The organism is Streptomyces sp. V4I23 (assembly GCF_030817975.1).
Lineage (GTDB): Bacteria > Actinomycetota > Actinomycetes > Streptomycetales > Streptomycetaceae > Streptomyces.
On sequence record NZ_JAUSZW010000004.1, the window covers coordinates 3,882,453 to 3,894,564 of the forward strand.

Below are 12,112 nucleotides of genomic sequence, written 5' to 3' on the forward strand. Positions count from 1 at the left end.
TCGATGACCGTCAACATAGACATTCGTCGAAACCGGGCGCCTGGTTCGACATGTGTCAACATAGATGCATGTCGAACACGAAGGTCCTGCCGCTGCTGGAACCGGAGTCCGCCGCGCCGTGCTGCCCGCCGCTCACCGAGCGCCCGCTGAACGCGGAGGAGGCGGAGCGCACCGCGAAGATGTTCAAGGCGCTCGGCGATCCCGTGCGCCTGCGCCTGTTCTCGGCGGTCGCTTCCCACGAGGGCGGCGAGGCATGTGTGTGCGACATCTCCGACGTCGGCGTCTCGCAGCCGACGGTCTCCCACCACCTGAAGAAGCTCAAGGAAGCCGGGCTACTGTCCTCCGAGCGGCGCGGCACGTGGGTGTACTACCGGGTCGAGCCGTCCGTGCTCGCCGCGATGGGGCGCCTGCTGACGACGGCCGCCACCGCCTGACCCCGCGTCGGACACCCGGGCGGCAGTTCGTAATGGGAACCATTTTCAGATAAGATCCGGGGCGGTCGCTCACCAGGAGGATTCCCATGGCCGTTCCCAAGCGGAAGATGTCCCGCAGCAACACCCGTCACCGCCGCGCCCAGTGGAAGGCGACGACGTCCCGGCTCGTGCCGATCACCGTCGACGGCTCCACCTACCTGGTGCCGCAGCGGCTGGTGAAGGCCTACGAACGCGGTCTGCTGCACCCCGAGGGCTGACGGCATGACCGGCCGACTGCCCGTGACGGTCCTGTCGGGCTTCCTCGGGGCGGGCAAGACCACCCTGCTCAACCATGTCCTCGGCAATCGCGAGGGCCTGCGCGTCGCCGTCATCGTCAACGACATGAGCGAGATCAACATCGACGCGGCCCTCGTGCGCGGCGGCGACGCCGCGCTGTCGCGGACCGAGGAGCGCCTGGTCGAGATGACCAACGGGTGCATCTGCTGCACCCTGCGGGACGATCTGCCGGAGGAGGTCGACCGACTGGCCCGCGAGGGCCGCTTCGACCATCTGCTCATCGAGTCCAGCGGCATCTCCGAACCGATGCCCGTGGCCGCGACGTTCGCCTTCCCCCGCGACGACGGCGCCACCCTCGGGGACGTCGCCCGCCTGGACACCATGGTCACGGTCGTCGACGCCGCGAACTTCCTGCCCGAGCTGACGAGCGGCGACGGGCTCACCGAACGCGGCCTCGACCAGTACGAGGACGACGAACGCACCGTCAGCGACCTGCTGATGGACCAGATCGAGTTCGCCGACGTCATCGTGCTCAACAAGCTCGACCTCGTCGGGCCCGAGGACGCCGCACGGCTGCGGGCCGCGCTCAGCCGCCTCAACCCCGTCGCGCGCATCGTCCCCGCCCGTCACGGCCGGGTCGGCGTCGGCGAGGTGCTGGGCACGGGGCTGTTCGACCTGGAGCGCGCCCAGCAGGCGCCGGGATGGGTCATGGAGCTCAACGGCGACCACGTACCGGAGACCGAGGAGTACGGGATCTCCTCCGCCGTCTTCCGCGCCGGACGGCCCTTCCACCCGGGCCGGTTGTGGGACTTCGTCACCGAGGGCCTCGACGGCGGGACGTACGGACAGGTCCTGCGCTCCAAGGGGTTCTTCCGGCTGGCGAGCAGGCCCGCCGTGACGGGCCTGTGGTCGCAGGCAGGCTCCGTGGCCCGCTTCGAGCCCTCGGGCGTGCGGGACCCCGACAGCACGCAGGACCAGGAACTCGTCTTCATCGGCACGGACCTGCGCGCCGACGCGTTGCGGGCCGCTCTGGAGGCGTGCCTGATGGCCGACGGCGAACGCGTGCCGCACGACGACCCGTTCCCGGCGTGGGACACGTACGGCATCGACGACACCTGCCGGCACGAGCCTGTTCCCGCGCTCTGAACCTCCGGGCCGGGCGGTGGTCGCAGCCACGGCACCGTCCGGCCCGGACCGTGTCCGGGGACGCGCTCAACCGTCGAGGGCGTCCGTCACGTCGCCCAGGTCCACGAACTTGAAGCCCGTTCCGGCGCGGTCGCCGTCCGCCGGGGTGGCGTCGCCGTCCTGGACCACCAGCAGGCCGTTCGGGTACTGACGGCCCAGCGGGGCGTTCAGTACCGCGGCGCCGTCGCACTCCTCGGACCCGTCGAGCGTCGCGGACGCCGCGGTGACCCGGAAGCCGCCCTCGTACTCGGTGTCGTCGGCGAGTTCGCGGTCGTAAGCGGCGAAGGTGCTGTCGCCCTGGCTGGACGCGAGCAGGTATCCGTCGCCGTCGGGCTCGGTGAGCAGCGTCAGGCCCTCGACATCGGCGGCAAGGCGGGTGCCGCCGTAGCCCGGGTCGGGTCCGGCGACGCACTCGTCCGACGGCTCGTCGTACGTGGCAGGGACACCGTACTCGCGCACCTTGTCGACCAGCACCGGCGTGCCCGTCAGGTCGGCGCGCAGCCGCCAGATGCCGACGTCCTCCTGACCGGCGTAGAGCGTGCCGTTCGCCGGGTCGACCACCATGCCCTCGACCTGCGGGAGCTCGCCCGGCTCGGCGCACGGGGTCCAGGAGGTGCCGTCCGGGAGACGGAAGGCGGAAGGCAGGTCCAGGGTGCGCACGGTGCGGTAGGTGACGGTACCGGCGGGTGTCGGTGTGAGCTCCAGCAGCCCGACCGTGGTGCGCTCGCGGCGGCTGACCAGGGCGTACGAACGGCCGGTCGCCCGGTCGGTCCAGGTGGCCAGGCCGTACGCGGTGCGCTGGTCGTCGATCTCGTCCTGGTCGGCGGAGAACACCGGCGGCGCCGCCGGGTCCGTGACGTCCGTGAGCGGACCGCCGGGCCGGTCGCGGTCGATGCGGTACACGCGCAGCCGGTCGTGGCCGCGGTCGCTGGTCACCGCGACGTCGGCCCGGCCGGACGGCAGCCGCAGGCCGTGCACGAGGTCGACGTTGTTGAAGCGGCCGGGGGCGTCGCCCTCGGCCGCGGGCGGCGGCGCGGGCACCGACTGGACGGGCCGGGCGCCGAGATCGTAGACGCGCAGTCCGCCCTCCTTGGCAGTGGCGATGACCAGACTGCGGCCGGGGTCCGCCACGTTGCGCCAGATCGCGGGGTCGTCGGCGTCGGCGTTGCCGCCCGCCTCGTCGTCGTGGAGCGTGGGCGTCTCGGCGCGGGCCGTCACGGCGGGCAGGGCGCCAAAGGACGCCGAGGCCGGTACGGGCGCGACGCCGGCGAGGGCCGACAGGGCGATGACGAGAGCGGCTGCACGAGCGTTCACGAAAGCTCCTCGGTGCCGGGGACATGGTGATCCACCGTGAGCCTGCAGGCGGACCGTGGCCGTACGGCGTCCGCGGAGTGATGCCCGCGTATGTATGTCATGAACTCGACCAAGTGGGCCGGGAACCGACTCCCCGCTCCCGAATGACACACTGACCGTCCGTCGCTCGAAAGGGCTCCGCCGTGCCGATGATCCGCACCCTGCGCCGCGCCGTCCGCCGTGCCTACCGCCGCACCGTCGACCTCAGCCATCCCGCCCGGTCACCGCTCGGCAGCGCCGTGGTCAACTGCGTGCTGTACGAGGACGGGGTGCGCCGACCGGGACCGTACACGGCCGATGAAGCCGTGCGCGCGGCGCGCAAGACCGGACGCGGCTTCGTGTGGATCGGCCTGCACGAGCCGGCCGAGGCCGAACTCGCCTCCCTCGCCGAGCTGTTCCGGCTCCACCCGCTCGCCGTCGACGACGCGGTCCGTCCGCCCCAGCGCCCCAAGGTGCAGCGCTACGACGGCCCGGACGGAACGGGGACGCTGTTCGCCGTGTTCAAGACGTGCCGCTACGTCGAGCACGAGGAACTGACCGCCACCAGCGAGGTCGTGGACACCGGCGAGCTCGCGGTCTTCGCCGGCGCCGACTTCGTGATCACGGTCGGGCACGGGCGGCACGAATCACTGGGCCCGCTGAGGGAGGAACTGGAGACGGTGCCCGAGCAGTTGGCCAAGGGCCCGGCCGCCGTCCTGCACGCGATAGCCGACCACGTGGTGGACGACTACCTGGCCGCCGCCGACGCGATGCAGAGCGACGTGGACGCCGTCGAGAGCGCCGTCTTCAGCGAGCACGCCGGCCGCGGCGACGCCGGGCGGATATACCAGCTCAAGCGCGAGCTGCTGGAGCTCAAGCGGGCCGTGACACCGCTGGAGCGGCCCCTGCGGACGCTGGCCGCCGAGCACCTGCCGCCCGTCGGCGAGGACATCCAGCCGTACTTCCGCGACGTCGCCGACCACCTGGCGCGCACGAGCGAGCAGATCAACGCCTTCGACGGACTCCTCGACTCCATCCTCCAGGCACATCTCGCCCAGGTGACCGTCGCCCAGAACGAGGACATGCGCAAGATCACGGCATGGGCGGCGATCGTCGCCGTGCCCACCATGGTCTGCGGGGTGTACGGCATGAACTTCACGCACATGCCGGAACTGCGCTGGACCTACGGCTATCCGCTCGTCCTGGCCGTGATGGCGACCGCCTGCGTGCTCATCCACCGCAGCTTCCGCCGCAACGGCTGGCTGTGAGCCGCCGCGTCAGGTCAGCGCGATGAACAGCCCCAGCGTGACGAGCGCGACCGCGCCGCCGTAGAGCGCGAGGGTCACCGAACGGGCCTCGACGGAGGGGTCGGTGCCGCCGCCGGCCCGGCGCAGACCGAGGACGGACCTGCCGAGCAGGACGAGCGCTGCCGCACAGCAGGCGGCGATGAGTGAGTCAGCCACGCGGCGACGTTCTCACGCGCCGCGGGTCCCCGCATCCGGAGCGCGTCCGACCGGGTCACCCCCGCATCCGGGACGCGTCCGACCCGGGTGGGGGCGGTATCGGCACCCTGGGCGACGGGCGCCATCCCTCCAGGCGAACCGCGTTGGGTCAGGCCCGAGACCGCCATCGCGACGGGCCGTCGGCCTGGTCACCCGAAGAGCGGGGCGGGCGCCGTCCGGCCGTAGAGTTCGTCGAGACCGATGAGCAGCGTGTCGTCGCTGCGTGACGTTGCGCTGCGCAGCGCGTCACTGAAGCCTGCCGCGCTGAAGCAGGCGAGCCCGCACCGAGTGGTGTCCAGACCACGTCCGGCGAGAACCTCGCGTGCCCGGGTGAGCCGCTCCAAGTGGCTCAGTCCCATGACGGTGCCCCACTTCGCCTCGCCCAGCAGGTGCACCGCCGGCTTCGTGCCGCCCGCCCCGGGCTCGACCACGGCGACATCCACTTGAATCTGCCGCCGCGCCGCCGGGTCGGTCACCACGCCGCCGCCGACCTGCCCCAAGGCCGAGCTGAGCACAGACCCCCCGGGCCCAAGCACATACTCCCGGCACATCGCCTCGAAATGCGGCCCGGCCACCTGCGCCGCGAAGCGCTCCGCCGACTGTGCCCAGACATCCGCCGCCTGCCCGCTCTCCAACCGCGCCCAGGAGGGCCGCATGACGGCCTCGTAGAAGTTGATCAGCGGCTCGGTGATGCGGTACTGCGACTTCCCGGCCCTGAACACGTCCGCTTCCCGCACGAGCAGATGACTGTCCTCCAGCACGTTGAGGGGATGCGAGATGTCCACCGACTTGCGGCCGATGTACCCCGCGATCCCTCCCCGGGTGGTGTTTCCCTGAGCCACCGCGGCGAGGACCGAGTGGTAGAGCGCGGTGTCCCGGATATCCGCCTCTTCCGCGAGCAGATAACGCGCCTCGCGGAAGAGGGGGCTGAAGGGGGACAGGACAGTACGGCAGAGCCAGTCGTCGAACTCCTCGAGGCTGCCCGGAACATCGTCGGCCAGGAACTGGCGCCGATATGCCGGCGTGCCGCCGACCACGGCATGGAGCCGGGCCGCAAGGGCCGGACTGTCCGTGACGCCCCAGAAGTCGGCGGCCGGCCGGTACCCGAAAGGCCGCACGACAAGCTCCAGCTGCGCCCGCCCCCGCAAGGGCGCATTGCTCGCGAGCAGTCCTCCCATGACGGACATCGCGGATCCGCACAGAAGCAGCCGCATCCGGCTCTCCTCGATCTGGAAGCGGTCGATCTCCCGCTGGATCAGGGACGGCAGCTCGGCAGCGGTCTTCGCCAGGTACGGAAACTCGTCGATGACCACCAGCAGCGGCGCCTCCCCCTGTCGGGGCGCGGCGAGTCCGAACAGGTAGGAGATCGCGTCGTCCCAGGTGGCGAAGGAGAAGGGGACCGGGGACCCCACATGGTCGGCAAGGGCAGCAGCGAATTGGCGCAGTGACTCCGCCTCGGTCGCCGCCGTAGCCCCGAAGTAGAAGCCTCCGTACTGCTCGACCAGGGCGCGCAACAGATAGGTCTTCCCCATGCGGCGCCTGCCGCTGACGATCCCGAGCATGGCATGTGGCACGGGTCTGGCGGCGAAGGCGGCGAGTCCGTCCCATTCGGCGTCACGGTCGAAGACGCGAGACGGCTTGGGGGGACGTGGCTGACTCCGCACGGGACCTCCTTAGGACTACACCCCTAAGGACTGTACTCCTCACGTAAGGATTCGCCCGAGGAGCCGGGATCGTCGCCGACGGACTGCTCGTCCCGTTGGGCGGGAGACCGACACGGCTCAGGCGGCCCTTGCGAGGTCGGCTCTGCAGTCGCGGCAGTGTCCCGGTGTCGAGGCGCGGAACGCGCGGTCGCACTTGTCGCAGTTCTGGAGCGGGTCGTGAACTCTGGGCGCGGCTTCTGCGGGCAGCGGGGGCGGGAGCTGAACGGTGAGGCGGTGGGCAAGGAGTCCCGCTGGGTGTTTCACGGGGGCAGGCAGGTCGGCGGTAAGGGTGTGGCGTACGGCCTCGGGCGGGGCGTCGCGTTCGAGCCAGGCGGCGACGGCGGGAGCGAGGCGGCGGATGTCCCGCTCGGTCAGCAGCAGCCGGGGGTCGTCGCGCCGGAGACCGGCGAGGAGGTCGGTGGCCAAGCGGTACCGCTCCAGGTCGGGGACCTGCGGCTGAGGTAGCGGCGGGCTGGACCTCTGTGCGGGGGCGTCCGCCTTCGGTGGGGGTACGGGGCTCGGGGCGGGCGGTCCGGCGCCGGGCCCGGCGCCTTTGGAGCGGGCGCCACGGGTTCCGGGGCCGCCGGTGCCGGGGCCGCCGGTGCCGGGGCCGCCGGTGCCGGGGCCGCCGGAATGACCCCATCCGCCACGGACGGCTCCCGCCCCCACACCTCCGGGTGGTTGTACGAGATCGTCCGCGTGACGAGCTTACCTCCGGACAGCCGCTCCAGGCAGCGCCGCAGGTACCGGTGCTCCTCCAGCTCCCGCAGTGCGGCGGCAATACGCGCCTCGCTCTCCGGGAAGCGGTCGGTGAGCGCCTTGATGCCGACCTTCGCTCCGTCCGGCAGCGACTGGATGTGCACGGCGAGCCCGATCGCGGTGAGTGACAACTCACCGTGCTGGGCGAGGTGGTTGCCGACGATCGTGAAGCGGTGGGTGTGGACCGCGTTGACGTGAATCACGCCGAAGGCGGTGACGCGTCCGGGAACACGGGACGAGGCGCGTGAGGGCGCGCTAATCTGCTGGGTATCCATCGGGAAGGGCTCTACTTCCTCGGTGGTCAGGCCCTCGATCGGGATTGCGAGTCCCGGCCGGGGGCCGACGCATGTCTGCGGTTGTCGGGGCGAGCATATGCCAGCCAACCCATCCGAAATCCAACCCAGTTGGACAATCTCACCCGTGCGGGTGACGGGGGTGAGGTGGGGTGGGAAGGGTTCTTTCCCCGGTCCTTTCGAGGTTCTTTAAAGCTCTTTGCGTCGTGCGGCAGCGGGTCGCGGAACACCGGGTCACGCATCCCCGCGACCCGGCGCCACCAGTCACGATCCGAGATCCAACTCCGCCCAGAGGGTCTTCGAGGGCACAGGCCCCGTGACGCCCCAGCGATCGGCGAGAGCCTCGACGATGAACAGCCCCCGCCCGGACTTGGCAAGCGGACCGGGGTACCGGGCCCGGGCGGCCGGCACGTACTGCCGGTCCGGCGCGTGATTGGATCTCTGAAGATCGGATCCCTTCGCCAAGGAAACGCGCGAGTAAGTGAAACGAGGAACGGGGAGCATGCGAAAGACAGTTACCGCGGTGGGTCTGCTCGTCACAGCGGCGCTGCTGACGGGCTGCGGAAACGACGGCACGAACGGGAACGTGAAGCCGGGCAACGACGATGCCGTGGCCGAAGCGTCGAAGAGCCCGTCGTCCACGGCTGCCGAAACGCAGGACGCCACCCGCGAGGTGACCCTGGAGGTCGAGGGCCAGGGCACGACGTCGGTCATGTACAACGCGGCCAGCAGCGGCTTCGAACAGCAGACCCTGCCGTGGAAGAAGACAGAGACCGTCGAACTCACGGCAGCGGAACAGAAGGTGGGATACCTGGTGTCGGTCGTCCCGGGCTCGATCCAAGCCGCCGACGGGACGTTGCAGCAGGCCCCCTGCGTCATCAAGGTCGACGGCAAGCAGGTTGCGGACAACGACGGCGTAAAGAATCCGAAGGGCTGCTCGTACAAGATCAAGTAGCCCTCTCGTGCGGCTGGGCATGCCCAACTGTCCACCCTCGTAGGGCTGCAGGCCCATGCATGCACGACCCACCGTCAGATCGCCGCTCATGCGCCTCGTAGAGTCACAACGGTGAACGCAGACAACACACTTGGCACCCCGGACGCCTCCGACCGTGACCCCGACCTGCCCATGCTGACCGCCGCCCAGGCCGTACGTCTGCGGGCACTCGCCGCTCCCTACGCCGAGGACGGCCACACCTTCTCCCTGTACAACCTTGCGCACCTGTGCCGCCGCTCGCCCGAGGACCGTTGGCCCGAGATGGTGGCGGCGCACTTCGCCGGTCTGCGGGAGGCGAGCCGGGGCGGCGCAGGCAACGAGAGCGCCGAGGAGCTCCTGCGCGGTGTGCATGCACGGCTGCTGCCCACCGAGTCGTTCACCCCGGACCTTGTCGGCGCCATGCGCTACGCGCGCCAGGTTGCCGACGGGCTCGTCTTCGCCTATGCCCTCGACCGGCCCACGTCCGTGCGGATCCTCACCGACCCCGACGTGGAGCGCGCCGGGCTTCAGGAGCTGGGGGAGGCGGCGTACGCGAACCTGATGCGCGTGCCCGTCGAGTACGAGGAAGTGGCCATCGAGGGCCATGCGTTGCTGCACTCCGTCTACGGGGACTCCCCGTTCGTCGCGAGCAAGGCGCTGTTCCTGTCCGAGGTGGTCCAGCAGGTGACGGGTGAGCCGCTCCCGGACGCCGGTGCCCTGGTCGCCGTGCCGACGCGGCATCTGCTGGCGTTCCACCCGATCACCGACGGGTCCGTGGCCGACGCCATCAACGACCTTGCTGCGTATGCCTACCGCGCCCACCAGGACGGGCCGGGCTCGCTGTCGCCGCGGGTCTACTGGTGGCACCGGGGCGGCCTGACGTCGCTCACGGTCATCGACGACGAGACCGGTACCTTCTCACTGCAGCCGCCGCCGGAGCTGTACGGAGTGATGAAGGGCCTGGTCCGCCTCGACCGCGCCGGACGTCTCGCCGGCCGCGCCACTGCCGAGGCTCCGGACATCGACAAGCTCACGCAGAACACGGTCGAGGCAATAGCCGGGCTCGCCCAGGACCCGGCCGGGCTCGGCGACGCCTTCGGCTCGGCCCTGGAACTTGCCCACGCCCACTGCGCCACCGACCCCCACGTGGCGCGCATCGAGGGCTGGGACGCGTGGGCGGCTGCCGTGCAACTCGGCTCCGCGCTGTTCACCGGCGAGCCTCCCGCCGACGCCCGCGCCTGGCTCGACGCCTTCTATGTGTCGGTCGTCTGCCGCCAGCGGGACCGCGTCACTCGGCTCTGCCAGGTGCCGCTGGAGATGCTGCGCCAGGACGACTCCGTCGACGAGTACGTCCTGCACTGGATCGACACGCTGCAGACCTACTGGGCCCAGCGCCCTATGGACGACGTCGTGGAAAAACTGATCACCACGATGAAGACGTCCGCGCCGGAGGCCGTGACCCGGGCACCGAAGGACTTCGTGGACCTGATCGACTACCAGCCGGCCGCCCTCTTCCACCGCCTGATCACCCGCGACCACGACGCCTTCGCCGAGGCGCTCACGAAAGCCCTCGCACACCACGCCACCTACTGGGGCGAATCGACGGCACCGCGCGCCCGGGTGGCACTGGGACCGCTGGCCATGGCGAGCCTGGCGTACGACTACGGGTTCCCCGTCGAGGGCAAGCAGCCGTACCTGCCGACGTATCTGCTCAACCGCGAACGGATCGAGGACATCCCGGGCTGAGGGCCTCCGGGCTCGGCCAGGTCGTCAGCGCACGTCAGCACGACGGGCACACCGAGCGTCACGGCAGGTCGGTGAGATCCGGCCCGAGTCCGTCGATGATGTCGGGGGCCTTGATTCCATGCCCTTCGGCGGTGCCGAAGCAGGTCGGCTCACCGGGCCCCGCCGCGACCGTCAACAGACCGTCCACGTCACGAAGTGCCGCCGAAAGGCGCGGAGCATTGCTCGCGACACGGCGGGATGCGGCCGGCCCCGAAAGTTGCACGGGCCGGTCGCCGCCTGGAGATCGCAGCCGCTGCTGATGGTCTGCCTGCTTACGTGGGGAACTCTCCGCACCAGTTGCGCTTGATCAGGACGGCAGGCAGGTACTCGGACTCGACCTCGATCGGCATGCCCGCGTCGTGGGCGAAGCACGCCATGGCAAGGGGCGCGAGCGCGACGAGGCCTGAGGCCTGGACAGACCGACTCTCCTCGCTCCAGTACTCCTTGTGCCACTGCAGGGCGTTGGTCAGCGCCCGGGTGAAGCCGGCTTGGTCCTCGCGGATGACGCGATGGAGCATCTCCATCGGCGGGTAGAGCAGCTTGCCCACCGTCTCCGGGTCGGCGACGACTTGAGGGTCGGTGGCGTCGACCGCAGCAAACAGCTTCTGGCCGAGGTCAGGGCCGCCAAGCCAGTAGGCCTGAAGAGTGTCGATCCAGGCGTAGTGGTATTCCTCGAAGCGCGAACCGTTCTCCCGAAGCAGAGACATGGGCACCTGGCACAGGGCTGTGATCCTGTCCCGCTCCCGGCACACCACAGCCAGGTAGAAGGCGCTGATCCAGGCACCCGGGGTCACGTACCACTGTGGGCCGGTGGCCTGAAGTGTGCGGTCCTTGTGCGCGATACGGCACTGCACGTACTCCTCGGCCGTGGTGGCGGCGGCGAACACGGCGGAGCTCACCTGCATCGCAGTGACCCAGGCGTCCCACGTGGGGAAGATCGCCGCCCGCGGATCCAGCAGGCAGCGCGACTGCGCCAGGGTGAGCGTGATCTGCTGGGTGTCGCCCAGATCCGTGGAGTCAGCCTCCAGTCCGTCGATCAGCTCCTGTGCGTTCTCCTGGAGCACGGCGAGGCCTTCTTCCGCGTTCCCTGTGGGAAAGGGGTGGCGGGGGATGGTCGCGACCAACGCGTTTCTCCTCAGAAGATCTCGAAGTGCTTGAGCTCGCCATCCGCGTCGACGTAGGTCGTGTTGCCGGCCAGGTCCGTCAGCTTCGCCGTGCCCTCTGTGACCTTGATCAAGTCCTCCGGCACGGGCAACGATCCGGTCGGGGCCGACGTGCCCTCGCGGAGATTGACCATGCCATCGCCGACGGCATTCCGGGCGCTGTGCCCGTCCGGGACAGCAAGATCCCTGAAGGATCAGTGCTACTGCTTTCCCTCGCTGGTCGGTCGAGGTTCGTGGACGCCATCAAGGACGGGGCAGTGGCCAGAGCTGCCCCGCGTCCGCCGACGCCTCCAGCCCCTCGATCCGCCTGGCCACTCCCTCGCTCAGCCGCTAGGCGAACCCTTCAGCGTCGGGCCCCGGCGCACTGTGGCGGGCAACAATCACGGTCACTGAAGGGTTCCCTTGCTGATGTCGAACCGCCGATACTGATAGCCAGTGTACGTTCCAGCGTTCTTCTCACCCTTGACGACGACGTATCCCGGCTTTCCTTCCTTGAGGGCATGCTGCAGGTCCTTCACGAGGCCCAACTCACCCCGCTTCTTCATGACTTCGATGATCTCGAAGAAGTACTCCCTGCTCCCCTGAGATACCTGCCTACCGTCCGGGAGAGTTCGCCTACCGAGCTCTGTACCAGGGCTGCTCTTGGCCTCTACGACGACTACGCGACCATCTTCGTGTTTCCAGACCTGGTCGAACTGGTCGTTCCC

The 12,112-nt window shown here is 69.9% G+C and carries 13 protein-coding genes and 2 pseudogenes; 6 read left to right on the forward strand and 9 right to left on the reverse strand.

Annotated features, from left to right (window positions below; genetic code table 11):
• Nucleotides 1-68 precede the first annotated feature (68 nt).
• From QFZ82_RS19850 to QFZ82_RS19860, 3 genes are all read left to right on the forward strand, one after another.
• Nucleotides 69-434 carry a helix-turn-helix transcriptional regulator gene (locus tag QFZ82_RS19850; protein ID WP_307714444.1) on the forward strand — a complete coding sequence of 122 codons (366 nt, stop codon included), beginning with the start codon at nt 69-71 and terminating at the stop codon, nt 432-434.
• Nucleotides 435-520: 86 nt separating this feature from the next.
• Nucleotides 521-691, forward strand: coding sequence for a 50S ribosomal protein L32 (gene rpmF, locus QFZ82_RS19855; protein WP_307714445.1), 171 nt, complete (start codon nt 521-523; stop codon nt 689-691).
• A gap of 4 nt (nt 692-695) precedes the next feature.
• Nucleotides 696-1,856 carry a GTP-binding protein gene (locus tag QFZ82_RS19860; protein WP_307714446.1) on the forward strand — a complete coding sequence of 387 codons (1,161 nt, stop codon included), beginning with the start codon at nt 696-698 and terminating at the stop codon, nt 1,854-1,856.
• Nucleotides 1,857-1,922: 66 nt separating this feature from the next.
• Here QFZ82_RS19860 and QFZ82_RS19865 read toward each other — a convergent pair whose 3' ends face one another.
• Nucleotides 1,923-3,209 (reverse strand): phytase, encoded by a 1,287-nt coding sequence (locus QFZ82_RS19865; protein WP_373429306.1) that lies wholly within the window; start codon nt 3,207-3,209, stop codon nt 1,923-1,925.
• A 188-nt stretch (nt 3,210-3,397) separates the two neighbouring features.
• On the opposite strand from QFZ82_RS19865, the gene QFZ82_RS19870 reads away from it, so the two are divergent.
• Complete coding sequence (locus QFZ82_RS19870; protein WP_307717777.1) at nt 3,398-4,495, forward strand: magnesium and cobalt transport protein CorA; 1,098 nt, start codon at nt 3,398-3,400, stop codon at nt 4,493-4,495.
• 9 nt (nt 4,496-4,504) lie between these two features.
• Here the strand turns inward: QFZ82_RS19870 and QFZ82_RS19875 are convergent, their stop codons facing one another.
• The 4 genes and pseudogenes from QFZ82_RS19875 to QFZ82_RS19890 all read right to left on the reverse strand — a co-directional run.
• Entirely contained in the window at nt 4,505-4,690 is a 186-nt protein-coding gene (locus QFZ82_RS19875; RefSeq protein WP_307714447.1) for a hypothetical protein, read from the reverse strand.
• A 188-nt stretch (nt 4,691-4,878) separates the two neighbouring features.
• Entirely contained in the window at nt 4,879-6,393 is a 1,515-nt protein-coding gene (locus QFZ82_RS19880; protein ID WP_373429307.1) for an ATP-binding protein, read from the reverse strand.
• A gap of 117 nt (nt 6,394-6,510) precedes the next feature.
• Nucleotides 6,511-7,466 (reverse strand): annotated as a pseudogene (locus tag QFZ82_RS19885) (helix-turn-helix domain-containing protein).
• Between the two features lie 282 nt (nt 7,467-7,748).
• Nucleotides 7,749-7,871 (reverse strand): annotated as a pseudogene (locus QFZ82_RS19890) (ATP-binding protein); the annotation flags it as partial.
• A gap of 115 nt (nt 7,872-7,986) precedes the next feature.
• Here QFZ82_RS19890 and QFZ82_RS19895 point away from each other — a divergent pair.
• Together QFZ82_RS19895 and QFZ82_RS19900 are read left to right on the forward strand one after the other, a co-directional pair.
• The gene (locus QFZ82_RS19895; protein WP_307714448.1) at nt 7,987-8,439 is read left to right on the forward strand and encodes a hypothetical protein; all 453 of its coding nucleotides are present in this window, start codon (nt 7,987-7,989) and stop codon (nt 8,437-8,439) included.
• Nucleotides 8,440-8,550: 111 nt separating this feature from the next.
• The gene (locus QFZ82_RS19900) at nt 8,551-10,203 is read left to right on the forward strand and encodes an immunity 49 family protein (protein ID WP_307714449.1); all 1,653 of its coding nucleotides are present in this window, start codon (nt 8,551-8,553) and stop codon (nt 10,201-10,203) included.
• A gap of 58 nt (nt 10,204-10,261) precedes the next feature.
• Here QFZ82_RS19900 and QFZ82_RS19905 read toward each other — a convergent pair whose 3' ends face one another.
• The 4 genes from QFZ82_RS19905 to QFZ82_RS19920 form a co-directional block, all read right to left on the reverse strand.
• The gene (locus tag QFZ82_RS19905; RefSeq protein WP_307714450.1) at nt 10,262-10,390 is read right to left on the reverse strand and encodes a hypothetical protein; all 129 of its coding nucleotides are present in this window, start codon (nt 10,388-10,390) and stop codon (nt 10,262-10,264) included.
• A gap of 124 nt (nt 10,391-10,514) precedes the next feature.
• Complete coding sequence (locus QFZ82_RS19910) at nt 10,515-11,366, reverse strand: immunity 49 family protein (RefSeq protein WP_307714451.1); 852 nt, start codon at nt 11,364-11,366, stop codon at nt 10,515-10,517.
• A gap of 11 nt (nt 11,367-11,377) precedes the next feature.
• On the reverse strand, nt 11,378-11,539 hold the full coding sequence (locus QFZ82_RS19915) for a hypothetical protein (protein ID WP_307714452.1): 162 nt from the start codon (nt 11,537-11,539) through the stop codon (nt 11,378-11,380).
• A 252-nt stretch (nt 11,540-11,791) separates the two neighbouring features.
• Nucleotides 11,792-11,950, reverse strand: coding sequence for a hypothetical protein (locus tag QFZ82_RS19920; RefSeq protein ID WP_307714453.1), 159 nt, complete (start codon nt 11,948-11,950; stop codon nt 11,792-11,794).
• Nucleotides 11,951-12,112: the final 162 nt, after the last annotated feature.

Bases quoted from the DNA above. Each gene is read 5' to 3' on its own strand.
- QFZ82_RS19915 (WP_307714452.1), bottom strand. From the start codon at position 11,539: ATGGTCAATCTCCGCGAGGGCACGTCGGCCCCGACCGGATCGTTGCCC.
- QFZ82_RS19870 (WP_307717777.1), top strand. From the start codon at position 3,398: ATGATCCGCACCCTGCGCCGCGCCGTCCGCCGTGCCTACCGCCGCACC.
- rpmF (WP_307714445.1), top strand. From the start codon at position 521: ATGGCCGTTCCCAAGCGGAAGATGTCCCGCAGCAACACCCGTCACCGC.
- QFZ82_RS19850 (WP_307714444.1), top strand. From the start codon at position 69: ATGTCGAACACGAAGGTCCTGCCGCTGCTGGAACCGGAGTCCGCCGCG.
- QFZ82_RS19920 (WP_307714453.1), bottom strand. From the start codon at position 11,950: ATGAAGAAGCGGGGTGAGTTGGGCCTCGTGAAGGACCTGCAGCATGCC.
- QFZ82_RS19895 (WP_307714448.1), top strand. From the start codon at position 7,987: ATGCGAAAGACAGTTACCGCGGTGGGTCTGCTCGTCACAGCGGCGCTG.
- QFZ82_RS19860 (WP_307714446.1), top strand. From the start codon at position 696: ATGACCGGCCGACTGCCCGTGACGGTCCTGTCGGGCTTCCTCGGGGCG.